This is a genomic window from Bacillus sp. MHSD_36 (assembly GCF_030757775.1).
GTDB lineage: Bacteria > Bacillota > Bacilli > Bacillales > Bacillaceae_G > Bacillus_A.
The window spans coordinates 286667-311913 of record NZ_JAVBIS010000003.1 but is presented as its reverse complement, the minus strand read 5'-3'; the positions used below and the strand labels follow the sequence as shown (position 1 = coordinate 311913).

General features: G+C 35.0%; 27 protein-coding genes, 1 riboswitch and 1 other annotated feature. Of the genes, 11 read left to right on the top strand and 16 right to left on the bottom strand.

The window, feature by feature from the left end; translation table 11 throughout:
• Positions 1-46: 46 nt before the first annotated feature.
• Both Q9B79_RS14745 and Q9B79_RS14740 read left to right on the top strand, forming a co-directional pair.
• Positions 47-1078, top strand: a complete 1032-nt coding sequence (locus Q9B79_RS14745) for a Gly-Xaa-Xaa repeat protein (RefSeq protein WP_306185376.1) — start codon at positions 47-49, stop codon at positions 1076-1078.
• A gap of 212 nt (positions 1079-1290) precedes the next feature.
• Entirely contained in the window at positions 1291-1719 is a 429-nt protein-coding gene (locus Q9B79_RS14740) for a hypothetical protein (RefSeq protein ID WP_306185374.1), read from the top strand.
• A gap of 123 nt (positions 1720-1842) precedes the next feature.
• On the opposite strand, the gene Q9B79_RS14735 is transcribed toward Q9B79_RS14740, so the two are convergent.
• Positions 1843-3885, bottom strand: a complete 2043-nt coding sequence (locus tag Q9B79_RS14735) for a transglycosylase domain-containing protein (RefSeq protein WP_306185372.1) — start codon at positions 3883-3885, stop codon at positions 1843-1845.
• Between the two features lie 312 nt (positions 3886-4197).
• On the opposite strand from Q9B79_RS14735, the gene Q9B79_RS14730 reads away from it, so the two are divergent.
• The 3 genes from Q9B79_RS14730 (at position 4198) to Q9B79_RS14720 (ending at position 6746) form a co-directional block, all read left to right on the top strand.
• Positions 4198-4818 (top strand): DUF47 domain-containing protein, encoded by a 621-nt coding sequence (locus Q9B79_RS14730; protein ID WP_000231448.1) that lies wholly within the window; start codon positions 4198-4200, stop codon positions 4816-4818.
• A gap of 11 nt (positions 4819-4829) precedes the next feature.
• Entirely contained in the window at positions 4830-5828 is a 999-nt protein-coding gene (locus tag Q9B79_RS14725; protein ID WP_098670406.1) for an inorganic phosphate transporter, read from the top strand.
• A 117-nt stretch (positions 5829-5945) separates the two neighbouring features.
• Positions 5946-6746 carry a sulfite exporter TauE/SafE family protein gene (locus tag Q9B79_RS14720; RefSeq protein ID WP_000455758.1) on the top strand — a complete coding sequence of 267 codons (801 nt, stop codon included), beginning with the start codon at positions 5946-5948 and terminating at the stop codon, positions 6744-6746.
• 293 nt (positions 6747-7039) lie between these two features.
• On the opposite strand, the gene Q9B79_RS14715 is transcribed toward Q9B79_RS14720, so the two are convergent.
• Positions 7040-7267, bottom strand: a complete 228-nt coding sequence (locus tag Q9B79_RS14715) for a hypothetical protein (RefSeq protein WP_000882907.1) — start codon at positions 7265-7267, stop codon at positions 7040-7042.
• Between the two features lie 169 nt (positions 7268-7436).
• On the opposite strand from Q9B79_RS14715, the gene Q9B79_RS14710 reads away from it, so the two are divergent.
• A complete protein-coding gene (locus Q9B79_RS14710) occupies positions 7437-7949 on the top strand; it encodes a Crp/Fnr family transcriptional regulator (protein ID WP_263701013.1) in 513 nt (170 codons plus the stop codon).
• Between the two features lie 31 nt (positions 7950-7980).
• Here the strand turns inward: Q9B79_RS14710 and hmpA are convergent, their stop codons facing one another.
• From hmpA to Q9B79_RS14695, 3 genes are all read right to left on the bottom strand, one after another.
• Positions 7981-9189: an NO-inducible flavohemoprotein gene (gene hmpA / locus Q9B79_RS14705; protein WP_306185364.1), complete on the bottom strand. Its 1209-nt coding sequence runs from the start codon at positions 9187-9189 to the stop codon at positions 7981-7983.
• 159 nt (positions 9190-9348) lie between these two features.
• A complete protein-coding gene (locus Q9B79_RS14700) occupies positions 9349-9867 on the bottom strand; it encodes a hypothetical protein (protein ID WP_306185362.1) in 519 nt (172 codons plus the stop codon).
• A gap of 114 nt (positions 9868-9981) precedes the next feature.
• Positions 9982-11079, bottom strand: coding sequence for a site-2 protease family protein (locus Q9B79_RS14695; RefSeq protein WP_306185360.1), 1098 nt, complete (start codon positions 11077-11079; stop codon positions 9982-9984).
• Positions 11080-11226: 147 nt separating this feature from the next.
• Here Q9B79_RS14695 and Q9B79_RS14690 point away from each other — a divergent pair, with 147 nt between their 5' ends.
• Positions 11227-11424 (top strand): hypothetical protein, encoded by a 198-nt coding sequence (locus Q9B79_RS14690; protein ID WP_306185358.1) that lies wholly within the window; start codon positions 11227-11229, stop codon positions 11422-11424.
• A gap of 107 nt (positions 11425-11531) precedes the next feature.
• On the opposite strand, the gene Q9B79_RS14685 is transcribed toward Q9B79_RS14690, so the two are convergent.
• Entirely contained in the window at positions 11532-12383 is an 852-nt protein-coding gene (locus Q9B79_RS14685; protein ID WP_306185356.1) for a YhfM domain-containing protein, read from the bottom strand.
• Positions 12384-12491: 108 nt separating this feature from the next.
• Here Q9B79_RS14685 and Q9B79_RS14680 point away from each other — a divergent pair, with 108 nt between their 5' ends.
• Positions 12492-13265 carry a class I SAM-dependent methyltransferase gene (locus Q9B79_RS14680; protein WP_306185354.1) on the top strand — a complete coding sequence of 258 codons (774 nt, stop codon included), beginning with the start codon at positions 12492-12494 and terminating at the stop codon, positions 13263-13265.
• A 42-nt stretch (positions 13266-13307) separates the two neighbouring features.
• Here Q9B79_RS14680 and Q9B79_RS14675 read toward each other — a convergent pair whose 3' ends face one another.
• The gene (locus Q9B79_RS14675) at positions 13308-13517 is read right to left on the bottom strand and encodes a hypothetical protein (RefSeq protein ID WP_000880630.1); all 210 of its coding nucleotides are present in this window, start codon (positions 13515-13517) and stop codon (positions 13308-13310) included.
• Positions 13518-13788: 271 nt separating this feature from the next.
• Positions 13789-14047: a binding site (T-box leader), on the top strand.
• A 55-nt stretch (positions 14048-14102) separates the two neighbouring features.
• Between Q9B79_RS14675 and brnQ3 the strand changes: the two genes are divergently transcribed.
• Positions 14103-15458: a branched-chain amino acid transport system II carrier protein BrnQ3 gene (gene brnQ3 / locus Q9B79_RS14670; RefSeq protein WP_306185350.1), complete on the top strand. Its 1356-nt coding sequence runs from the start codon at positions 14103-14105 to the stop codon at positions 15456-15458.
• Positions 15459-15482: 24 nt separating this feature from the next.
• On the opposite strand, the gene Q9B79_RS14665 is transcribed toward brnQ3, so the two are convergent.
• From Q9B79_RS14665 to gltP, 9 genes are all read right to left on the bottom strand, one after another.
• Positions 15483-15821, bottom strand: a complete 339-nt coding sequence (locus Q9B79_RS14665; RefSeq protein ID WP_306186173.1) for a DUF3922 domain-containing protein — start codon at positions 15819-15821, stop codon at positions 15483-15485.
• Positions 15822-15877: 56 nt separating this feature from the next.
• Positions 15878-16510 (bottom strand): response regulator, encoded by a 633-nt coding sequence (locus Q9B79_RS14660; RefSeq protein WP_000598703.1) that lies wholly within the window; start codon positions 16508-16510, stop codon positions 15878-15880.
• Positions 16507-17562, bottom strand: a complete 1056-nt coding sequence (locus Q9B79_RS14655) for a sensor histidine kinase (RefSeq protein ID WP_306185347.1) — start codon at positions 17560-17562, stop codon at positions 16507-16509. Before Q9B79_RS14655 ends, Q9B79_RS14660 begins: the two co-directional genes overlap by 4 nt.
• A complete protein-coding gene (gene liaF / locus Q9B79_RS14650; protein WP_000716089.1) occupies positions 17562-18302 on the bottom strand; it encodes a cell wall-active antibiotics response protein LiaF in 741 nt (246 codons plus the stop codon). Before liaF ends, Q9B79_RS14655 begins: the two co-directional genes overlap by 1 nt.
• A 106-nt stretch (positions 18303-18408) precedes the next feature.
• Positions 18409-19071, bottom strand: a complete 663-nt coding sequence (locus tag Q9B79_RS14645) for a PspA/IM30 family protein (RefSeq protein ID WP_000814138.1) — start codon at positions 19069-19071, stop codon at positions 18409-18411.
• A gap of 45 nt (positions 19072-19116) precedes the next feature.
• Positions 19117-19473, bottom strand: a complete 357-nt coding sequence (locus Q9B79_RS14640) for a lmo0954 family membrane protein (RefSeq protein WP_306185345.1) — start codon at positions 19471-19473, stop codon at positions 19117-19119.
• 228 nt (positions 19474-19701) lie between these two features.
• Positions 19702-21018: a Na+/H+ antiporter NhaC family protein gene (locus Q9B79_RS14635; protein WP_306185343.1), complete on the bottom strand. Its 1317-nt coding sequence runs from the start codon at positions 21016-21018 to the stop codon at positions 19702-19704.
• A 94-nt stretch (positions 21019-21112) separates the two neighbouring features.
• A riboswitch (SAM riboswitch) is annotated at positions 21113-21218 on the bottom strand.
• Positions 21219-21338: 120 nt separating this feature from the next.
• Complete coding sequence (locus tag Q9B79_RS14630) at positions 21339-21857, bottom strand: ribonuclease FAU-1 family protein (protein WP_306185341.1); 519 nt, start codon at positions 21855-21857, stop codon at positions 21339-21341.
• Between the two features lie 66 nt (positions 21858-21923).
• Positions 21924-23195: a glutamate/aspartate:proton symporter GltP gene (gltP, locus tag Q9B79_RS14625; protein ID WP_000821141.1), complete on the bottom strand. Its 1272-nt coding sequence runs from the start codon at positions 23193-23195 to the stop codon at positions 21924-21926.
• Positions 23196-23686: 491 nt separating this feature from the next.
• Between gltP and Q9B79_RS14620 the strand changes: the two genes are divergently transcribed.
• Complete coding sequence (locus Q9B79_RS14620) at positions 23687-24958, top strand: murein hydrolase activator EnvC family protein (RefSeq protein WP_306185339.1); 1272 nt, start codon at positions 23687-23689, stop codon at positions 24956-24958.
• Between the two features lie 99 nt (positions 24959-25057).
• Positions 25058-25219: a hypothetical protein gene (locus Q9B79_RS14615; RefSeq protein ID WP_306185337.1), complete on the top strand. Its 162-nt coding sequence runs from the start codon at positions 25058-25060 to the stop codon at positions 25217-25219.
• The last annotated feature ends 28 nt before the right edge of the window (positions 25220-25247 follow it).

Sequence of the window (25247 nt, the reverse complement as noted above, 5' to 3'; positions counted from 1 at the left end):
TTTAGTATAAATTTCATTTTAATATATAGTAATGACTATTGATTCTATGAAAGAAAGGAATGAAAAGATAAACAATAAAAATAAAGGAAAAGTATTTTATGGTAATGATTGTTGCGAAGTCAGAGCTTGTAGTCATATTAACATTTCTAAGTCCAAACTTACAGAATTCGTTAGACTTCTTCAAGCTCTTGGTCAAGCTATTCAAGCTGTCTTTCAAAACCCTTCTCAAAATAATATCGATAACTTAATCGCTGCCTTAAATAACCTACAAAAATTCCTTAATTGCTTAGATTTATCTCCAGCACAAAAACAAATTGGAAATTCTATTATTGCTAATCTATTAACTATTTTAAAAACAACATCTTTCTCATGCGGAGCATTGTACGTTGAGCTACAAAGCCTGCTTAATTATTTATTGTATATCGCTAAGTTATTCAAAGTAGATTGTTGTACGATTGACAAATTAGTTAAACTCATAACAGAGATCCAAACTATCCTAGTTCAATACGGATCAGGTTGCCTTGGAGGCGGAGGAGCAACAGGTGCTACTGGTGCTACTGGTGCTACTGGACCTCAAGGACCAGCAGGTGTTCAAGGCGCTACTGGACCTCAAGGACCTCAAGGTATTCAAGGACCAGCTGGTGCTACTGGTGCTACTGGCGCAACAGGACCAACGGGTACTCCAATTCCTGTAACTACAGCTGTATTAGGAAACACAATTGCACAAACTGTATCACCGGGAAGCAATATACAATTTAATGAAACATTTGAATTAGCAAATATCTCCTTTAATGGTTCTGATACTCTAACTGTTTTAGAAACTGGTGTATATGATATTAGTTTCTCTGCATCTACAACTTTCCCAGGTTCTTCACCATTTGGCTTCGGTCTTTCATTTAACGGCCAACCACCTACTCGTAATTTCTCAACTAACGTTATCGGTAGTGCAGTTTCTTTCTCAACGATTGTTACTTTAACAGCTGGCACAACAATTTCTGTACAGCCTACAGCAAATACTATTTCTATCCCTAACACAGGCGAAACAACTGCTATACTTTCCATCTTCCGAATTTACTAACCACAATTTCCAATAATATTTTGGAATGACCAAGCACCTTTATAAGTAATAGGTTTTTGATTGTCTATTAAATCTCTCTTTATATAAAAAGGAGCACTTATTTGGGAGGATAAGTGCTCCTTCTTTACGTTTCTTTACCTCAAATTTACTCTATCTTAATCCTCATTTTGTATGATAAGTAGTGAAGTCAAAGATATGAAAGAGGGATGAAAATGAGAGTTATGTCACTAATACGCATTGGGTTTGCTCTTATGGTATGCATTATTTTATGTGTAGGATTTTTTTTAACTCTAAAATATTCCACTATATCAAAAGCAGAGAGAAAAACTGTTCCATACAAACTTTTTTATACGAAACAAAGCAACATCCCTTATTCCAATGCCACAAATAATGAAAAAAAAGTTATAAAAGGAATGCTTATTACGGAAGCTTCTAATTCCGAAGCGTTACTTCAAGTCGCTGAAACGATTAAAGATCAATATGCAAATAAAGACATTGATGAAATTACACTCTCTATCCACAATGAAAATAATGGTAATTACGAAGAAGAATTACCTTATGAACCTATTAGTAAAGGCAAAATAATCGTCACATACGATTCCGAATCCTATGGCAGTACGAACATTATACTTAACGAGTAATATCGTGTATCTCAATAGATATGAATTAATAACTAGTAGGAATAGAAAAAGTCCCCACCAATTAGAGTTTCATTTTGTTTTTCATACAAAAAAGAGGCGAATTTCGTTATTCGCCTCTTTCTTTTACCAAAATGAAGGAATCCATTCTTTCACTTTATCCAGCCACTCTTGTTGTTCTTTTTTTCGTTGTTGTTCCTCTTCTTTCCTTCTTTTCTCTTCTTCTTTTCTTCGTTTTTCCTCGTCTATTGTATTCAATTGTTTTTTATAATCCGCCTCAGATATGAGCGATAACTGGAATGCTTTTTGAGCTGGATTGGCATTCGCTTTTTTCATAATATCCCGGAACATTGTTGTCGTAATTTGACTGCCCCCTGGAATATAATGATCGCTATCTGTTTTATCATATCCTACCCAAATCGCACCTACTAAATCTGGTGTGTATCCTACAAACCATGAATCCTTTGCACCAGTGCTTGGTCCATTTACAATTTGAGTAGTACCTGTCTTACCTGCCGTATCAACGTTATTAACTTTCGCCTTTTCGCCCGTTCCCTTTTCGACAACACCTTTTAATAAATATGTCATCTTTTGAGAAATTTTCTCACTTGTCACTCGTGTCTCTTTCTTATACCACTTTCCAATCGTTTCTCCTTCAGCATTTTGTATCTCTCTAATCGCGTGAGCTTCCACTTGGACACCATCATTTGCAAATGTACTATACGCTTGAGCCATTACAAATGGAGATGTCCCCACATGCATACCGCCTAAAGCGATCGGATACGTACGATCTTCTGGCACTAATGGAATACCAAATCGCTCTAAAGATTTCAATCCTTTATCTAATCCAATTTGTTCTAATAGCCAAACAGCCGAAACATTGTACGACTTTGCCACAGCTTCATACATTGTCACATCACCGTGAAAAGTATGATCACTATTCTGTGGTTTATATTCTTTAATATTAAATGGTTCATCTTTCAATATATCGTATACTTCATACCCTTGCTCTAACGCCGGTACATATACGGCTAGGGGCTTTAAAGTTGAGCCAGGCTGTCTTTTTAATTGGGTTGCATGGTTAAACTGTAAAAATTGATACGGCCCTCTTCCTCCAACTAAAGCTGGTACACCACCTGTTTTTGGGTTCATAAGAACTACACCCGTTTGCATCAGTTGGTCTGAGCCACTATCCTTGAAATAACTATCATTATTCACAACATCTTCTACAGCCTGTTGTTTTTTCGGATCAAGCTCTGTATAAATACGATAACCACCCGCTAAAATTTCATTTTGTGTTAATTCGTACTTGTCCATCGCTTCTCTAACAATATAGTCTACATATTGAGAGTATTTTCCCTTGTATTTATCATCCACACCACGTTTTAATACAAGACCGCTCTCTTTTTCTTTATTATACTGTTCGTCAGAAATATACCCTTGCTCTTTCATTAAACTTAATACGACATTACGTCTTTCAATTGACTTGTTAAAGTTTTTATAAGGTGAATACGCAGATGGTGCTTTAATTAATCCTGCAATCGTTGCCGCTTCTGAAATTGTTAAATCTTTTACCTCTTTATCAAAGTAAGATTTAGCTGCCCTTTTTATCCCCCAAGCACCTTCACCAAAATAAATTTGGTTCATATACATTTCAATAATTTCATCTTTCGTATACGTACGCTCTATTTTTTTTGTTAAAAAATATTCCTTTATTTTTCGAGAGTATGTGCGGTCTTGTGTTAGAAATACATTTTTCGCAAGTTGTTGTGTAATTGTACTCCCCCCCGCTACAACTTCTCCTGCTGTAATATTTTTAAAAACTGCACTTATAATTCCACTGTAATAAATACCATGATGGTTAAAAAATTCCTTATCTTCTACTGCAACAATTGCCTGAACCATAACGTCAGGAATATCTTTCCTTTTAACGCCTTCTGTTTTAGAAGAAGCTAATTTAGTCGCAACTTCATTATTTGCATCATAAATTAAGGTCGGTTGCGGAACAGCTTGTTTTAATTCAGATATGTCTTGAATGGAAATTATTATATTTATAGCAATAAATAGAGTAGCAAGTAAACTTCCTAATACAATTAATGAATTACGAAGTTTCTTTCTCTTATTGAACCACTCCTGCATTTTTTTAAAATGAGTGTTCTTCAATTTCATTCGTTCACTTCCTTCGTTTGTTTACACTCTTCTTTTCAAAAGGAAGAATATACCTCCTTTTAAATTTATTATAATAACGTAGTCTTTCCTGTAGTGTAAAGCTTTTCTTTCACATTCATACTTTTTGCAAGAAAAGGACATTCTACAAGTAAGATATTCAATATTGATTATTAATATTATTAATACAACAATAAGAGTTATGTTAAGTTTTTGTAAACTTTTCGATAAAATGTTTTAAAAAACGACAGTTTTTTGTTAGAATTGACTAGCCAATATATTTTACATATATTACTTTTGTGGGGGTAACTAATAATGGTCTTTAAATCAAAAAAAGATAAATTTTCTGAAATGTTAATGAATGTTTCCGAAAATTTAAAAGAAGGCGCGCAGTTTTTCGTGGAGTATAAAATTAAAAATGCTAGCGATTTAAAAGAGTTTTCTATGCGCATGAAAGAGTATGAGTCAAAAGGTGACTCATTTATTCACGAAATCATTATGGAGCTAAACAAAGCGTTTATTACTCCTATTGAACGTGAGGACATCCTACAACTTGCAATGAGTATGGATGATGTATTAGACGGATTAGATCATAGTGCTGGTCTATTCGAAATGTATTCTATTACAGAAGCTGATGAATACATGATTAAATTCGTAGAAGCAATTAATCAATGTGCGATTGAAATTGCAAACTCTGTTGAATTAATGTCTAACAAAAAATTAGTCGACATTCGTACAAATGCGATTAAGATTAAGGATTACGAATCACAATGTGATGATATTCGCCGTCATGCGATTAAACACTTATTCTCTCGTGAAAAAGATCCGATTAAGATTATTCAATACAAAGAGATTTACGAAGAGCTTGAAGAAGTAGCGGATAGCTGCCAAAGCGTTGCAAACGTACTAGAAACAATTATTATGAAGAACGCGTAAGGAGTTTGATCATGGATACACTCTTGATACTGACCGTTTTAGTAGTCATTTGCGCTTTAGCTTTTGACTTTATCAATGGATTTCACGATACAGCAAACGCTATTGCAACGGCTGTTTCAACGAAAGCTCTAAAGCCTAGACATGCAATTGTTATGGCAGCTATTATGAACTTTTTAGGTGCAATGACATTTACAGGTGTAGCAAAAACGATTACAAAAGATATCGTTGATCCATTCGCTTTACCAAATGGTTCTCTTGTAATTTTAGCTGCTTTACTTGCGGCAATAGCATGGAATTTAATTACTTGGTACTACGGTATTCCAAGTAGTTCTTCGCATGCAATCATTGGCTCGATCGCAGGTGCAGCTATCGCTGCTGCTGGTTTTAGTTCATTAAACTTTAAAGGTTTCATAAAAATTCTTGAGGCTTTAATCATTTCACCGATTATCGCTTTTGTTATCGGTTATATTGTATACAGTATTTTTAAAGTCGTCTTTAAAAACTTCAATCTAACGAAGACGAACAAAAATTTCCGTTTGTTCCAGATTTTCACTGCTGCATTACAAGCTTATACACACGGTACGAATGATGCGCAAAAAGCAATGGGAATTATTACGATGGCTCTTATGGCTAATAGCTACCATACTTCTAGCGACATCCCGTTCTGGGTACAATTATCTTGTGCGATTGCAATGGGTCTTGGTACTTCTGTCGGTGGATGGAAAATTATTAAAACTGTCGGTGGACAAATTATGAAAATTCGTCCTGTAAATGGTGTAGCTGCCGATTTATCATCATCTCTTGTTATTTTCGGGGCAACATTCATTCACTTACCAGTTAGTACGACGCACGTTATCTCTTCTTCTATTTTAGGGGTTGGTGCTTCTCATCGTGTGAAAGGTGTAAAATGGGGAACTGCAAAACGCATGTTAATTACTTGGGTTATTACACTTCCTATTTCAGCTTCTTTAGCTGCTTTATTTTACTCTTTATTGCACTTAATCTTTTAATTAAAAGTCGTCTTCCTTATTTTTCTAGGAAGACGACTTTTTTGTGAACAAAGCTTTTTCCCATGAAAAAGCGTGTATAATAATTGGTGGATAAGTTATATAGAGGAGTTGGCAATTTTGGAATACATCATGTTACTTTTCATCGGACTAATCGCCGGGACAGTAGGAAGTCTAGTCGGACTTGGCGGCGGAATTATTATTGTTCCGTTATTAATCGGATTACACAGCCTATCACCACAACTTGCAGTAGGAACTTCAATGGTAACAGTCGTTTTTACAGGACTATCTTCCACCCTTACTTATATGAAGCATAAACGAGTAGATTACAAAAGTGGACTTATTTTATTTATCGGGAGTGGCCCTGGTGGTATCATCGGCTCGTGGGCAAATAAATTTTTAAACCAAGATACATTTTCTTTATATTTTGGGATTTTCCTTATTTTTGTCTCCATTCTTCTTATGTTACGAGACAAATTAAAACCCCTTTCTTTATCAAATATGACTGTAATTAAGCGCTCTTTTACAGATAACGAAGGAAACACTGTTCACTATCAATTCCCACCGCTTCTCGCTATCTTTATCGCCTTTATAGTTGGTTTTATATCTGGTTTATTCGGAATTGGTGGCGGTGCCTTACTTGTTCCAGCAATGATGCTACTTTTTGCATTCCCAGCACATATTGCTGTAGCAACTTCGATGTTCATCGTATTTCTATCAGCAATTGTAAGTTCTGCAACTCACATATCCCTTGGAAATGTCAGCTGGATTTACGCATTAATTCTTATTCCTGGTGCATGGATTGGCGGAAAAATCGGGGCGTATATTAATACAAAATTAAGCGGTAACGCCGTAATTAATTTATTACGCATCACATTAATTATTCTCGGAACTAGATTAATCATTACTTCTTTTTTATAACGTGTTCTTTTTAGAATGCGTTTTTTCTTACACACATGAATATAAAAATCCTCCTAAGAGAACAAATAAAATGAAACAAACACATAATAGCATGTAATTAGAAATATGTACTTTCTTCACGTTGACCACTCCTATAACTGCGACTGTTATCTTTATGATAGCGAAAAAATAGTTTACTTGCAGTTACAAAGTGCTAACAATGCAAAATCATTTATTACAAATTTTATCCTTATATTTCATTTCTTTGTATATTCTATCGGTTTAATAAAAAAAGATGTCATATTGACATCTTTTTAGTGAAGAAGTGACCATCCCATAAAATCCTCATGTACTTGGCACGCCCTCTTATCGTTTCGATCATATAATTCAGCATAACTATCTGTTTCTTCATCATAAGCCATCGTATAAATAATTTGGCCGTCCACTTCAACGGATAACACGACTCCACCCTTCATCTCTTCTACATGAATGATAGCATTCGCCGGAATTCTCATATCCGTCATTTTTATCGCATCTAACAATATACTAAACCCCCTACAGCGTATTCATTGCTAGTACTATTACACACTAAATAGTATACTACTGTAATAGCATATATTTCGTCAATGAAATTGCTGTTAAAAAACATATCGTCTGTATACATATACGCTAAAATAAAAGTAATAGAAATGTTTAAATGGGGGGCTAACATTGATTCTACACAAAGGAGATGTACTATTCCGTCAAGGCGAGGATGGTCCTTTATATTTTATAAAAACAGGTTTATTAAAAGTGGTAAGAATAGAAGAAGATGGAACACCATTTCTATTCAACATTATCGTTCCAGGAGAAACAATACCTCATCATTCTTTAATTTCACCGAAGGAATATCACGGTACAGCAATTGCTTTAATGAAAACAGAAGTTGAACCTATAAATAGTAACGAGTGGTACGATCAACTTCAAGCGAATCCTGCATCGTATGCAAATATCGCTATGCAATTACAATCAAAATTAAGAATGATGCAGCAGCGTATCGATCAATTGACGACCGTCTCTCCAAAAGAACGTCTTCATCGCTTACAAGAATGGTTCACACTATATTTAGGTGACATTCCTATATATGAAATATTAACGCAAACTGAAATTGGTCAGCTCATTGGTATACGCCGTGAAACGGTAAATCGACTATTGCGAGAACAAATAAAAAACGAGGTAAAATAATACCTCGTTTTTTTGCTTATTCAAATTATATCTATTGTAAGCTTGCTGCTGGACCGAAAAATTCATAGTGAATATGCTCTTGTTTCACAACTAAATCAGTTAGTGCAGCATTTATATGTTTCATAAATGGTACGGGGCCACAGAAATAAAATTCCGCTTCCGTTGTCGGAATAATCGTTTGCAACCATTCAGCTTCAATGAAACCTTCTTTATCAAAGTTTTTCATTTCCAGATCTTTTTCAGTTGGTGCCGAATAGCAAGTGTATGCTTTAACTTGTTCGTATTCATTATCTACTGCCTCAACGTGTTCTTTCATTGCATGTGTATTGCTATTCAATGCTGCATGAACAAAACATACATTACGTTTTGAATCTTGTTCAATTAACGTATTTAGCATACTCATCATTGGTGTAATACCTACCCCACCACTAATTAGTACAACTGGTAATGTTGAATCCATATTTAACACGAAATCTCCTGCAGGTGCACTTACCGGTAACATATCGCCTTCTTTTACATGATCATGTAAGTAATTTGATACTTTACCGTCCGGTGTATCTACACCTTTTTCTTTCTTTACACTAATTCGATAATATTCTTTTCCAGGGGCATCTGATAAGCTATATTGACGATTATGTGTATATGTTTCACCTTCAATTTTTATTTGAACCGTTACATATTGTCCTGGGATGAATGAAGAAACTTTCCCTCCATCTTCAGGTTTTAAATAAAATGACGTAATAACATCGCTTTCCTTCACTTTTTTAACAACTACAAAGTTACGGAAATCTTTCCATCCGCCCTCTTTATGTGCCGCTTCTTCATACATCTCTGCTTCAATGCTAATGAATGCATCAGCAATGACACCATAAGCTTCTCCCCATGCGTTTAACACTTCATCAGGTGCGCCTGCGACCTCTTTAATCGCACGTAGTAAACATGTACCTACAATTGGATAATGCTCTGCTTTAATACCTAAACTTCTATGCTTATGACCAATTTGTTTTACAACTGGAATAATAACTTCTAAATTATCAATGTACGTTGCAGCTGCATAAACGGCATTCGCTAACGCTTGTTGTTGCCTTCCTTTTTTCTGATTTGTATGGTTAAAAATATTCAATAACTCCGGATGTTCCGAAAATAAAATTTCATAAAATCTCGTTGTAATTTCAACGCCTTTTTCTTGTAATAATGGTACTGTTGACTTTACGATTTCAATTGTTTTTTCACTTAACATTGTATCCCACTCCTCTATTTCCTTAACTGTTTTTAGTTTAACTGAATTGTATAATACGGATTGTGATTTTAATCACTATTAACACATTGTTTTTGTGAAAAATATATGAACATTACACTTACAAAAAAAATAAGCCAACTAGAATTTCTAGCTAGCTTATTATTTAGACTGAATAGCTTGTTCAATTACCTTTATATCTTTCCCATCTCCAAATTCTGTATAACCCCAGATGTTCGTCTCACCTCTATATTTATTTACGATAATATCTAAGTCATGGTATACACGATGTGCGTAAACTACATACTCAATCTTTTGAAGTTCCACACCTTTTTTTGCAATTTCATAGCTTCTATTTACATCTCGTTTTATTTTTTCATTCTTTATTTCTGTATGTATATTTTTTAAAGACGATTCTTGTTGTTGAAACCATTGTTTAAATTGGTTCCAGTCCCCGTCTGTATAATTCTCTGCTTTACCATAATTTAAGAAATTATTATAGCTTTCATGTGTCATACGAATAAAATCTAGCACTTTTGTCTCTTCTTGCACATCTTCTATTTGAGCTATTGTATTTACCTCAGCAGGCTTATTCGCATAATGTAGCAGCACTTTCATAAGACTATAGCTCGCAATGATCATCACGATAATAATCCCGAATACACGTAACAATTTCTTCATATACAGAACTCCTTCTCTATTAAAGATATTACAATGTAGTACTATACTTGTAACATTCTCTCGTAGAAATCTAATTCCTGTATAAATCCTTCCTATCATTTCGACAATATTTTTCTATGCATTTCTCGTTGGCAAATGCTCTTGTAAAATAACATATCCTTCATAAGCTGTATAACCGAGTATAGCCATTAATCCGATATAACAAGCACATACCGTCCATTTCGTTTTCATATCCACTTTGTAATAGTTTTCCTGTTGTCTCTTTTCCGCATCCCATTCCTGTAACTTTCTTTCTGACATTTCAAATGCTTCTCTTATATGAATGGTATGTGTTTCTTTTTCATCTTCATATGGGACGTAATCAAGTGGCTCAAACTTTCGTAAAAGATACTCTAACACTTCAATCTTTTGAAGTTCTCCTGTTTTTAATTCTTTCTCTCGTTCTTTTTGCCTTAATACATTTATTTCATGTTGCATCATATATATATTTCGATGTACTCCACCAGTTTCTATTAACTCCTCTTTAAGCCTTGCAACATATCCTTTCATTCCATCAATTCTATATCCTAATTCCTTTATTGGCTCATCTCGCTTTAATACTCTATATAATTCCATACAACCGATAATAAAAATAAATCCTCCCAAAATACTTTTAAAGTAAATGGAATAACCGAGCAATACAATAAGGCCCGCTCCCCAAATTTTTGTACTTACAACTGAGATAATCCGCCCACCATCTAATGGAGAAACTGGAATCAAGTTAAAGAAATTAATCATACTTCCAAGTAAAATAATTAATGCCCAAAATGGCTCTTTCGTTATTATATAAAGTGGAATTGCAGGTAAAAATGACAACAATCCGAAAAGAGGCCCCATATAGGCGATGTAAGCTTCATCTTTCGCATTTTTCGGCATCTCTTTCATCCCAATAAGAGCGCCCATAAATGGAATAAATATTGCTGGCGATGTTGGTATACCTTTTCTTTTCGCAGCCCATAAATGGCCCATTTCATGAATAAACAACAAATAAATGAGCGCTACCCCAAATTTCCAACCATATATAGCTGCGTATGCACCAAGTGATAGTAACATACTAAATACCGTTGAAAATTTTGCTAATTTAAAAATTGCAAATACCCACTTTAACTTAGAAAGTAAAAATAGCCCTATTGCAACAATAATTCCCCATAATCCTTTTTTATTATTTTTCATATCCTTCTCCTTTATCTCTCATTAACGAATCATATTCATCAAAGCTTGTTCTTTTCTCTATTATGAAATATTTTTTTCTATTGTTAGAAATAATGTTTATATAATCCATTTTTAGCCAAAAATATAAATAAAAGGAGGTGTTTACGAATGAATTTACAATCTCTCATAATAGGCGCTCTATCGTTTTTAGCTTCAACTCTTATTTTTTATACCGCTAGTTACGTATTATTATTAGATTTGTTGCCAAATCACGTATTTATTGCTCTTATCGTCCTTTCTGCTCTTATGATTTCTTTTCTTATTACACGAAAATCAATGAATGAGCCATCTGCAAAAGCAAAGTAATAGAGAGGGGGGGCCTCCCCTCTTTATTATCATTTCCTAGGAAAGGCCATATAACCATTACGAATTTACATTTATACCAATCCGTAAGGGCTAATTAAAGTTTCATTTTATCTTTGCAAATTCATTTTTTCACCATACTCTTTAACAATTTGAATGATATTTTGAAAAACACCTATTTTTTCTTTTTTACTATTTAATATTTTCAAATCATAATTTTCATAATATGTTTCTAATGACTTTAATTGTGATTCTGAAGCATCTTTCACCGGAACAGTAGCATGTAATTCATACTGTTTATACCCTTCCTTTACCTTTTCACCTGAAACTTCCTCACTTTCTTTTGCTCCAATTAATTTTTGAACTTTTTCCGGATAAATGACTTGCAAATAATACTCTTGTCCCTTCTCTAACTTGTTGTATAGTGATTGTGAAATCGTATACCGTACCATATAATTCACTTTTTGATCTCCTGCTTTAATATGAAACGCGGTAATCTGCAAATCTTTTTTTGTTACTTCCGTTAAAGGATCTACCTGCTTCTCATCTTCTATTTGTTCTGAAACATTTGGAAAGATAGCCAAGAGCTTTTCTGTATCTTTTTTATTCAGCATATACATAGCTTTCTTATGTTGTATCCACCCTCGTCTATCTTCCCCTCTCAGCCATGCATAATATGTTTCTTTCCTCCCATCTCTACTAATTTGTATTTCATATTCAGGTTCACCGAAGCTTCCTGTTATTTCTTGTTTCTCAGCTTTATCCATAATGTCTATTACTAACTTTGCTTCTGATTCCTGTAACTTTTTCTCTTTATGTTTTTTTTGTATAACGGTTACCCCTATCGTTTCTTTCACTTCATTCACCGTCTCTTCTATTTTTTCTGTTTCTTTTTTGGGCTCAGTTGGACTACAAGATGCTAGTAACATAGCAACCATTAACAATACATATTTCCTTTTCAATTGAATCCTCCTTTTATAATAAGAAATCCTTATAATCTTCATACAAAAAACAAAAACGTGACACACTATAAAATACGCTATACTAAGCATTGAAAGGAGGTCTTTTTCATGTCCATTAATTTTCACGATGCAAATAATAAATACACATACGCACAGCGAAACGCCCATAGTTCTTGGGGAGAAATGATAAAAAGTATTACAAATATACAAAACAAGCAAATTATTGATATCGGCTGTGGTGGCGGAATTTATACGAAAGAACTTGCTCTTATGGGAGCAGAAAGTGTTGTTGGACTTGATTTTTCAAAAGAAATATTACAAGCTGCAAAAGAAAATTGTAGCGGTTTTTCAAATATTTCATTCATTCACGGTGATGCACATAACGTCCCATATCCTAATGATACATTCGACATTGTTATTTCGCGCGCAGTTATTCATCATTTACACGACATTCCTACATTTCTACGTGAAGCTTCTCGTATATTAAAGAAAAACGGTGTACTTATTGTACAAGACCGAACCATTGAAGATTGTACAATTCCTGGAAGCCCCGAACACATCCGTGGATATTTTTTCTCTATCTTTCCAAAACTCATTGAAGTTGAATCCAAAAGACGTCCAAAAACCACCACGATACAACAAGAATTACAAAAATATTTTCTTCACGTATTCCCCACTCAAACACAATGGGAAGTACGAAAAACACATGATTCTGTAGAAGCATTGCTACACGATTTATCACCTCGAACAGGTCGATCTATTCTATTCGAATTAACAGATCATGAACTTTCTCAACTTCTACAACAAGTACAGACTGCCTTGCAAAACGTATCTCCTATTATCGAAAGAGATCGGTGGACGATTTGGAGCGCCATGAAATAGTAAGGAAGGAAGCCTCACAAAATAATGTGAGGCTTCCTTCTTTCATAATCTAATTTTGCAACACTCTTGATATCCTCCACTTCTGGCCTGTGCACTTCCACACTTCGGACATACTAAATATCTAGACTGATTTGTCAACAAACTACCTTTTTGAAAGAGTAAAACTTCTGCTTGTTTAAACGAACGCGAATAATATAACCACATAAAACCAATTATAGCAATAATGCCAAATAATACTCCCATCGCAAGCATTTCAGTCACCTCTTTTGGTTTGTTCTTTCCAGCAAGTGGATTGTTGTATTATTCTCTGTAAATTCAAACAATCCCTTCTTTACTCCTATAAATATCAACTTTCTCTATACATTTTACAATTCTCCACAAAATTTTACTCCCGTTTTACAATTCTCCATTCCTTTTACAACAACGAAAATCACATTCTATATTTCTGTATGTAAATGTACCTTTCAAAAAAATGTTGACTTTCAAAAAAAAACATGTGACAATACTGTCAGAATACTTGAATAAAAATTCATTGACGAGAACGAGTACGTTATAGGACTGTCCCCCAGAGAGTTGGCGATTTGCTGAAAGCCAACGTTCAGTGCGTAGCCGAAAATCATCTCCGAGAAGTAGAACCGAATGTTACAGTAAGTTCTTACCGGCTGTCCCCCGTTACAAGGAACACGTATCATGTTGTACGTTGTAAAGCCGTATACATATAGACTCATTTCTACATGTATAAATTAGGGTGGTATCGCGGGTAAATATAACTCGTCCCTTTCTTTAGGGACGAGTTTTTTGTGTTCTTACAAATGAATTTAAAAAGGAGGAAAAACAATGAACACTGTATCAAAAAAACATATTTTTTTCACGGGTCTTATGCTATTTTCTTTATTTTTTGGGGCAGGTAATTTAATTTTCCCTCCCATGCTTGGACAAAATGCAGGTGAAAACTTTTGGCCGGCAATGATTGGTTTTTTACTAACAGGAGTCGGTTTACCATTACTAACTGTTATTGCAATTTCTTTATCAGGAAATGGTATGCAACAACTTGCAAGTCATGTTCACCCATTATTCGGAATTTTCTTTACTGTAGTTGTATATATCGCAATCGGTCCTTCTATGGGAATTCCACGCGTTGCAAATGTCGCTTATGAAATGGGTGTTAGTTCTTTCTTACCAGAAACAATTCGCTCTAGTAGCCTAGCACTATTTTTATACACGGTCATTTTCTTCGCTATCGTATTTTGGCTTAGTTTAAATCCATCTAAACTTGTCGATCGCATCGGAAATATTTTAACACCTATTTTATTACTCTCTATTTTCTTGTTATTTGTTAAAAGTGTATTTACACCACTCGGGCAATCAGGACCAGCAATGCAAGAGTATCAAACTTCTCCAATCTTCAAAGGCTTTATGGAAGGATACTTAACGATGGATACCATTTCGGCACTTGCATTTGGAATTATCGTTGTAAATGCCATTCGTTCTAAAGGTGTACAGGATCGTAAATCCATTGCCATCGCAACAGCAAAAGCAGGGCTTATTGCCGCTACCGGTCTCGTACTTGTATATGGTGCACTTGGCTGGCTCGGTGCAACTAGTGTCTCTCTCGGATACGCAAAAAATGGCGGACAATTACTTACTGTCATCGTACAACAGTTATTCGGTCCATACGGTTTGCTTCTATTATCTCTTATCGTTACACTCGCTTGCTTAACAACATGTGTTGGACTTGTATCTGCATGTAGTCAATACTTCTCAACATTATTGACTACATTTTCATACAAAACGTTCGCTAGCATCATTTGCGCATTAGGATTATTAGTTGCCAACTTAGGTTTAACAAAAATTATTGCTATCTCTGTTCCAATTCTACTTGTCGTATATCCAATTGCAATTGTACTTGTTCTACTATCGTTGCTTCATAAATATTTCGGTGGGTATCGCTCTGTTTATGTAGGTGCTTTAATTGGAGCAGCAATTGTAAGCGTATTTGATGGATTAAAACAAGGTGGTATTTCCATTTCATTTATCACACCATATTTTGAGTTTATCCCTTTATATAATGAAGGAATTGGCTGGCTAATACCTGCACTAGCCGGAGCGCTTATTGGCCTTACAATCGCTAAGCTAAGCGGTGCAAAAAAAGTTCCTTTACTAAACGAATCTCACAAAGTAAAAGCATCCTAAAAAAACTCCCGAATGGGAGTTTTTTTACATTTGATAAGCAGTATGATTAAAGCTACTTATTTTATAAGCTTTCGTATAATAGTCGATATTTGTATCCACCGTTTCTACTTTGACAACATCATAGCACTCTTCTTGCTTTACTAAAAATAAATAGTACTCTTCTGTCGCCTCAACAATTGCAATTTTATCTGTTTCAACATTATATTGTTCACAAAGCGCTTGTAATGCGTTCACATAATCCCCTAGGTTTTTAGACTTATCCATGCCAAATATAGTTTGAACTAACATATACATTCTCCCCTTTGTATGTACTGTTAACAACTCAATGATAACGCTTACATTTATTAACGTCAATAAAAAGATTCGTTACAAACTAATAATCAGTGGGGATAACCCCACTGATTATTAGTTTCACTTTATCATTTCGTCAATTGATGTCTAAATGCATAAATAACCGCCTGTGTACGATCACTTACATTAAGCTTATTTAATATATTACTCACATGTGTCTTTACTGTTTTGAGAGCAATAAACAATTCATCTGCAATCTCTTGATTACTTTTCCCCTCTGCAATTAATAACAAAATTTCAGACTCTCTTTCTGTTAACTCCTCATGCAAAGGTTGTTCTTTCTTCTGACGCATACGAGACATCATTTTACCAGTAACTTTTGGCTCTAATACCGTTTCTCCGTCATAAGTTGCTCGTACAGCGTCTGCTATATCACTCGCTCTTGATGTTTTTAATAAATAACTTGTCGCTCCGGCCTCAATTACAGGGTACAACTTCTCATCATCTAAAAAACTCGTTACAACTACAATTTTTGCTTCTGGCCATTCCTGAATAATAGCCCGTGTTGCTTCAACCCCATCCATCTCATCCATGACAAGGTCCATCAAAATAATATCCGGTCTTAATTGCAAAGCTAACTCTGCACCCTTTCTTCCATTTTCAGCTTCTCCAACCACTTCAATATCTGGCTGTGTTGATAAATATGCTGATACACCCATTCGAACCATTTCATGATCATCCACTAGTAATACTTTTATCATGATTCTCCCCCTCTCTCAATCATAATCGGTACTTTCACTTCTATTTGCGTACCTTTAGCTGGAAAACTAAGCACTTTTAATGTCCCTCCAATTTCATGAACACGCTCTTGCATTGATCTTAAACCATATGAACCAGCTTTATTAACTCCCACTTCAAATCCAACGCCATCATCAATTATTTTTAGAATTGCATATTGATCAATTTTTCGAAGACGCACTTCTGTTTTCTTTGCCTTCGCATGCCGTAAAGTATTAGACAGCGCCTCTTGTACAATGCGGAATAAATGATCTTCTACACCTTTTTTCAATTCTATTGGCTCAATTAACCATTCAATTTTCATATGTTGCTTTCTAGAAAGTTCTGTTAATAACTCTTCTATCCCCTCTGTTAGCTTCTTACCTTCTAACTGTACTGGGCGTAAATGAAGAAGCAATGCTCTCATTTCTGATTGTGCATTTACAACCATATTTTCAACGAGCTGCAACTGCTTTTTCGTCGTTTCTGGAAATTCAGCTACTTGTTCATTAATAGCCGACATCATCATCGACATTGCAAAAAGCTGCTGACTTACAGAATCATGCAGCTCCCTCGCCAATCGATGCCTTTCTTGGGAAATCGCTTCTTGTCTCATCTCTTCATTCCAATGAGCTCGTTCATTCGTTACTTTTTGAAAAAGTCCAGCTTGCTCCTCTAATCGACGAGCAAGGCCGATTACTTTTCGTTCCACTTCATGAAATTCATCATCTGCAGTAAACGAAACATCGCTCGGAAAATTCCCTCGCTCTACTTCAAATAGAAACGTATTTAACCCTTGTATACGCTGCTCTATATAGTAACCGATTGCATATCCTACAATTCCCCCGATAAGTAAACTTGTAGTCATAATAAACAAGCCAATTGGAACAGAAGCAATGGATTCCTTCCATAGTAAATCATACACTTGTTGCTCGCTCTTCCATACATATACAATTGTACAAATGAGTGCGATACTAACAGAGGACAACATAGAATAACGAATATACATCCACGAAATATTTTTTTGTTTCTTCATTATACTTTCCTCACTTCCGTATCGCCTACGACAAGCGAAGAAATAATTTTAATACGACGAGGAGCCTCTTTATACTGCTCTGTTCTAAATGTAACATTGCGGTTAAACCCTGTCTCTTCATGTCCTGGCAAGAGCACCCGTCCGACAATAACAGAATGATTTAAAGAAAGTTCAATATCATATGGCACATATAAACGAATATTACCAACGACACCTCGAATAACAATTACAGTTTCTCCTTCAGGAATCATAGCAGTTGTTAAATCTATTTCCACATCGCAAGCACCATATTGAACATTTATATCTTCAAGTTCATAAATATGATCCATCATTCGTACATTACCTACAAACATATTTTTCAAATATGGTTCTGTACGATATATTTGCTTTTCTTCGTCTATAATCCCTTTTTCTTTAATTTCAACCTTCATTGCCTTTTGCTTATGCCCTTGTTGAATCAATTGATAACCAATTAAAGCTAAACAAGCGAATACGACAAGAACAAATGCTGCTGATGAAAATAAGAAGAATAAAAATACGATACCACCAACAAATAAAAATACATTTCCCCGTACATAACGATTCTTTTTACGATAATGCCTTCCAAACATAAGCATAATAAATGCAAAAATGAGACCACCTGGTTCAAAATGTCCAAGTATCATATCAAGAAAAAGACCAAATCCAAATATGATGAGGAGCATCCCCATTAATTGTGTTTTTGAAAAATGTTTCTTCATTTCAGCTCCCCCCTTCTTGTCACATATACATAGAAGAAAAGGCATTGCTTTCCAATACCTTTTCTCCTATCACTATATCATAAGCCTGTTTTATAATATACTACTATTATTTTGTTAACTCTTTCGTTAACGATACATCATTCTTTTCCTTCATTTCACGCTCAAGCTTTGCAATCTTCATATCAAATGTGTCACGTTCATGTTCCTCATTCATACGAGTTTCTAAGTCGCGAATATGATCCTCAATTTCTTCAAATCGTAAGAAAGGATTATTTTCATCCATTTTATGCATCGCAGTATTCATACGGCGATTTGCATGCGCCATATTTTCACGTGCCATTAATTCCATACGCTTTGCGTGCATTTCTTTTAATTTATTTTTCATTTCAGAAAGACGACGCTCTAACTCATCAATTTGCTCTACAACACCTGCATACATTTCTTCTAATCGAGTTACTTGCCCTTCATAATAAGCTACTTCCTCTAAAGCACGCTCATGTAGTTGTAGTTCACCTGCTTCTTGAGCAATGATTGCTTGCTTTGATCTTTTATTAACGAAATATCGCGCTTGCTCAAGTTCACGAGCAAAATTAGATTTTAATGTTTTATGACGCTGAATTAACTTCTCAATTTTTGTTATTTCACGCTCACTATCGCGTAAATATTGGTTTAACATAGCGATTGGATTTTTTCTTTCTTTCTCATCTAACACATTATGAAAATCTGCTAAAATGGCATCGCGTACACGTCCGAATAAAGATTGTTTCATTATAATCTTCCTCTCTTCTACTTTATAAATTTGATTTATTTTATATTAGTTTTTCATTAACTTGTTCCACTCATCTTCAAAGTTGCTATATGGTTTAGAACTTTCTGGAGCAGAATCAACAACTACATCTTTTTCTTTTTTCCACTCACGGTATCCGTAGTATAAAACTACTAATGCTGCAATACCGATTAATGCTGGGGAATGAGAAAGGGCGATGGACAAGCCGATTAAACCAACAATACCCCAAGCTAACTTTCCAAAAAATGATTGTGCTCGCACAAATGATCTATAGCTCCAGTACACAACTCCTGCTCCAATTGCGAATCCTATAATACCAGCAAGACTGCCAAGAGCAATTAAAGCTAAAATACCAGCCGCGATAAACGCTAGAAATTGTTTCATCTTGTGCTTGCCTCCCTTCGATTTGATACTCTTATCTTAACTATTTTTTCTTTTTTCCATAACGAGCTTAAGAACCGTTTTCGACTCAGACTTAAGACCGAGTTGCATTCAGCCTTTTGTAAAAACATACGGTAGGATAGGATCATTCACTCTTTTTCCGCACATAAAAAGCCGCACAGAGAACATTCTCTGTACGGCTTTCGTTACGATTCATAAAATTCATTTTCATTATGCTGTTTTATGATGCTCTTTCTTTTCCGCTACTTTAGAAAACCGCGGGAAACCAATTAATATAGAACTGATTCCACATACTCCAACTAAAATCGGATAAAACGCATATGGTAACAATTCAATCGGAGATAACGCCGCAAATCCTGCTGCTGTTAACATTTGCGCACCATACGGAATTAATCCTTGCACACAGCATGAGAAAAGATCTAATACACTCGCTGATTTTCGAGGATCAATTTCATATTGATCTGCAATGTTTTTCGCAAGCGGACCTGTAAATATAATAGAAATTGTATTATTCGCTGTACACATATTCGTCATACCTACTAAACCAGCGATACCGAACTCCGCTCCTTTTTTTGAACGAATGTTACGCGTTAAAATATTCATTAAATATTGAATGCCACCATTATATTGAATCAATTCGACCATACCGCCAATTAAAATAGCAAGTAATACTAACTCCATCATACCGCCCATTCCAGTCGTTACACTTTTAAAGAAACTCTCTAACGTGTAACTGCCATCTAAAAGACCGATAACCCCAGATAGTACAGTTCCACCAGTTAATACAATAAGTACATTCCAGCCAAGTAGCGCTGTAATAAGTACTCCCGCATACGGTAAAATCTTTATCCAGTCAAAGCTATGCGCTTTAACTTGCGTGTCGCTTCCTAAAGTAAGAATTACTAATAGTACAATTGTAATAATAGCCGCTGGTAATACAATTAAAAAGTTCGTTTTAAACTTATCTTTCATTTCTGTTCCTTGTGAACGTACAGCTGCGATTGTTGTATCTGAAATAAATGATAAATTATCACCAAACATCGCCCCGCCAACAACGGTAGCCATCGCAAGCGCAATTGAGATATCAGTTTGCCCACTAATACCTACAGCAATCGGTGCTAATGCGGCAATTGTTCCCATTGAAGTTCCCATCGCTAATGAAATAAATGCCCCTATAACAAAAATACCAGCTACGATAAATCCTTGCGGTAAAATGGATAGCGCTAAGTTAACTGTAGAATCAACGCCGCCCATTCCTTTTGCTGTTTCAGAAAACGCTCCTGCCAGTACAAAAATTAGAACCATAATCATAATATCTGGGTTCCCTGCACCTTTAGCAAATCGTTCCACTTTTACATGAAAACTTTCTTTACGATTCATCGCTAAAGCGACTCCTACAGCAATTGAAATTGCTACAAGTATCGGCAATTTATAGAAATCACCTGTAATAATTCCAGAACCAATAAATAGCGCCAAAAATATCCCAAGTGGTAATAATGCCAAACCATTTCCTCTCGTTTCTTTCAAAGTACCATCTCTCCCTAGTTTCAACCTTTTTCTAATGAATAACAAAAGACCTCTTCCAACAAGAAGAGGTCTTATACATCTATAAGAAACGCTCTTCTCATCTTTCAAGCATATGCTTGCTGGATTTGGCACAGCACTCTGAAATCGAGTCCGCTGCCGAGGCATCGTAGGGCCAGTCCCTCCGCCTCTCTTTATAAGAAGGTTTCATATTTACTTTTTAATAATAATTTCTTCCCTAACTTTACTCGCTTACAAAACAAAAGTCAATTATTTTTTGTATAGATTTTTTTGGTAATTATACAAAAATTTGAATACAACACTCATTTTAACTTTTCGATTTCTTCTTCCAATATTGAAATCCAATAAAATTCACTATTTTTTATTGCAGCTATGATCCATTTCGTAGTGTACCATGCTAACTCATACTCTTCTTTTGTAACATCGCCACTTTTATAAGCATCCTCTAGCTCATCTTCATCCAATATATACATTTTACCATTCGGTAATAACACTACATCTAAATATAAATCATCAAAATATGGTAAACCACGGTCGTCTATTCCATATTCTTTCGCCACATCGATATAATATTGCACTAATTTTTTCTGATCATCTAACATAGCAGTAATCGCAAAGTTTTTCCCGTCTATGAAATATTGAATCCACGTATACTGATTACCAGCAATACAAAGCTCCTTATCATCATATTCTTTACAACTAGGTTCTCTCACCTTTTTTATTTCCAGTATTCCTAGCATTCCCTCTTCTATTTGCTTAACCGTATAATCTTTTTCTATTAATCGCTTCCACGAAGAACCGTCACCATATTTACGTTTCATTACGTCCGCTTCCCTTCTATATAGAAAAGCCCCCACATATTATGTGAGAGCTTGTTCAAATTATAATTAAGCTGCTTGTTTATTAGAAATTTCTTTCAAATAGGCTTGTCCTTTTTCAGCGTCATATTGACCTTCCCATTTAGACATAACTACAGCTGCTAAAGAGTTACCTACAACGTTAACTGCTGTACGAGCCATATCTAGAATACGGTCAATACCTGCAATAAACGCTAAACCTTCAGGTGGAATACCTACTGTACCAAGTGTCGCTAATAATACAACGAACGATACGCCCGGTACACCTGCGATACCTTTTGATGTAACCATTAATACAAGTAATAATGTAATTTGTTGTGTAATAGATAAATCAATACCGTACATTTGCGCTAAGAAAATAGCCGCAATTGCTTGATATAAAGTTGATCCATCTAAGTTAAATGAATAACCTGTCGGAATAACGAAAGATGTTATTGCTTTCGGACAACCGAACTTCTCCATTTTCTCCATGATTTTCGGTAAAACTGTTTCTGAACTCGCTGTAGAATATGCTAAGATCAGCTCGTCTTTTAAAATCTTGAAGAATTGGAAAATGTTAATCCCAAATATTTTCGCTGTAATCCCTAATACGACCACCACGAAGAAAATCATTGCCCCGTATACTACAATTAATAATTTCCCTAATGGAATTAATGAAGCAAGACCAAATGTAGAAACTGTAACTCCAATTAGTGCAAACACACCAAATGGTGCAAATTTCATAACTTGGTTTGTTACGTAAAACATTGCATCAGCTACACCTTGGAAAAATTGAAGAACCGGTCTTCCTCTTTCACCAATTGCCGCTACACCTAAACCAAATAATACAGAGAAGAAGATAATAGCAAGCATATCTCCGTCAGCTAATGACTTCACAATGTTTGTTGGAACAATATTTACAAATGTATCTGCAAATGAATGACTTTGTACTTGCTCTGTCGTATGTGTATATTTCGAAATATCTGTCTTTGTTAACTGCTCCATATTTACGCCTTTTCCTGGTTGGAAAATATTCGCAATTAATAGACCGACAATAATTGCAATTGTTGTAATAATTTCAAAGTAAAGAATTGTTTTTCCGCCTAGTCGACCTAATTTTTTAACATCGCCAACACCAGCAACCCCAACAACAATACTTGCTACAACAATCGGTACAACGATCATTTTAATTAATCGGATAAAAATATCACCAATTGGTTGTAAATAACTCACCACTGCCGGATTGCCAAAGAAAATCGCCCCAACTGCAATACCTAGCGCAAGACCAATTAATATTTGCCATGCAAGTCCTATTCTTTTCATATTTGTTGTAACCCCCTCTTCGATGTGTCACTCTATCTCTCATTCTATCTCTATAAAACTCGAAATTAAGAGTATTACATATTATTCGACAATTCAATACATTTTGTCCCTGTTAAAAATCATAAATCAAAATTTAAAATCTGACAACAAAATAACTTTTCCTGAACACAAATAATTTTCTTGACAAAAAGAAATCCCATGTCAGAAAACCTAACATGAGAACGATTCCCTACTAGTATTTTAGTGTTTTTTCAACTTAAATTTCACTATATAAAACCGCAACTTTTCCCTTTATTTCACAGATAAAATCTAGAATACACCTTTGTTACGCAAACTAAAAAATAAAATCACCATTACAATTACTGTTGAAAAATGCTAAATTCCGACAAAACTTAGCAACTTTATAAAATTTTCTTTACATTATGATTACAACGATAGACACTCTTCTTCTTATGAGATATAACATTCATAGGGAAAGGAGCTAGACAACAATGAAAAAGAAATTTGCAGCGTTTAGTGTTTTAGCAGCAGGAACGATTTTTGTTTCTCCGTTACTTTCACCTGTATATGCTGAAACGAATCAAGATAAATTATCTAATATTCAATCTGAATTAGAAGGAAAACAAAATGACTTACAAAATAAATCAGCTGAGAAAGAACAAATAGAAAAAGAAATTCAAGAATTACAAAAGAAAATCGATGACTTAACTACTTCTATTAATAAAAACGAAGCTGAGTTAAACGATACAAAAAAAGAAATTAGTAAAACACAACAAGTAATTATTGAGAAAAAGAAACATATAGAGCAATTACAAACAAACATAGATACACGTCAGGAAGTTATTAAACAACGACTGCAATCTATGCAAGAAAAACCTCGCACAAATATCATTACAGAAGTATTAACAAATTCTGCAAACATTGCTGATCTTGTTGATAATATGTACTCTGTCAGTTTAATTTTAAACAACGATACTGATATTGTGAAAAAACAAACAACTGACCAAGATGCTGTGACGAAAGAAAAAGAGGCTGTTGAAAAAAAAGAACAACAACTGAAAGAATCTGAGCAAAAATTAGAACAAAAACAACAAGAATTACAAAATAACCAACAACAGCAACAAACTCTTATTAGCGATCTACATACGAAAGTAACAAAAGTAGATTCAGAGATTGAAGGATTAGAAGAATCTAAAGGCATTTTAGAAAATCAGCGTCAAGCTGTTCAAAAGGCAATTGAAGAAGAAAAACGCGCGGAAGAAGCTCGTAAAGCCGAGGAAGCTCGCAAGGCAGAAGAAACTCGTAAACAAGCTACTACATCTGCTCAAACTGCTCAAGCGGCTCCAACACCACACGATACAAACATCGGTGGATTTATTAAACCAGCAGCTGGATCAAAAACTTCTGGTTTTGGCGTGCGCTCTATAGATAACCATAAAGGAATCGATATCGCTGCTTCAGGAACCGTTCCCATTATTGCCGCTGCAGATGGCGTTGTTATTCGCTCAGAATTATCATCTAGTTACGGAAATGTTGTGTACTTATCTCACCGTATTAACGGAAAAACATACACAACAGTATATGCTCATATGAGTAGCCGTTCTGTATCAAATGGACAAACTGTAAAACAAGGCACTCAACTTGGTTTTATGGGGAATACTGGCCAATCATACGGACAACATTTACACTTCGAACTTCACCTTGGAGAATGGAATGTCGGTAAGACAAACGCAGTTGATCCATCTCCTTATATCGGATTATAAAAAACTCGGTGCATACCGAGTTTTTTATTTCCACTTCACACAATATAGGCTTTCTACATAGACTAAACTAAATGCCTATAGTTTACGGGGTGATCAACTATGAATACACAATTGCTACAAGAAATAGAAGAAGCTAGAGAAACGTATATTGGTCGGTTGTTTACGTTTGGCGGTTCAGCGTTATTTTTAATCGGATCGTTCCTCGCAGTCATCACAGCCTACAAAGCATATCATCGCTTATTAAATACACCTCCAACATAATAAAAAGACGGAGAAATCTCCGTCTTTT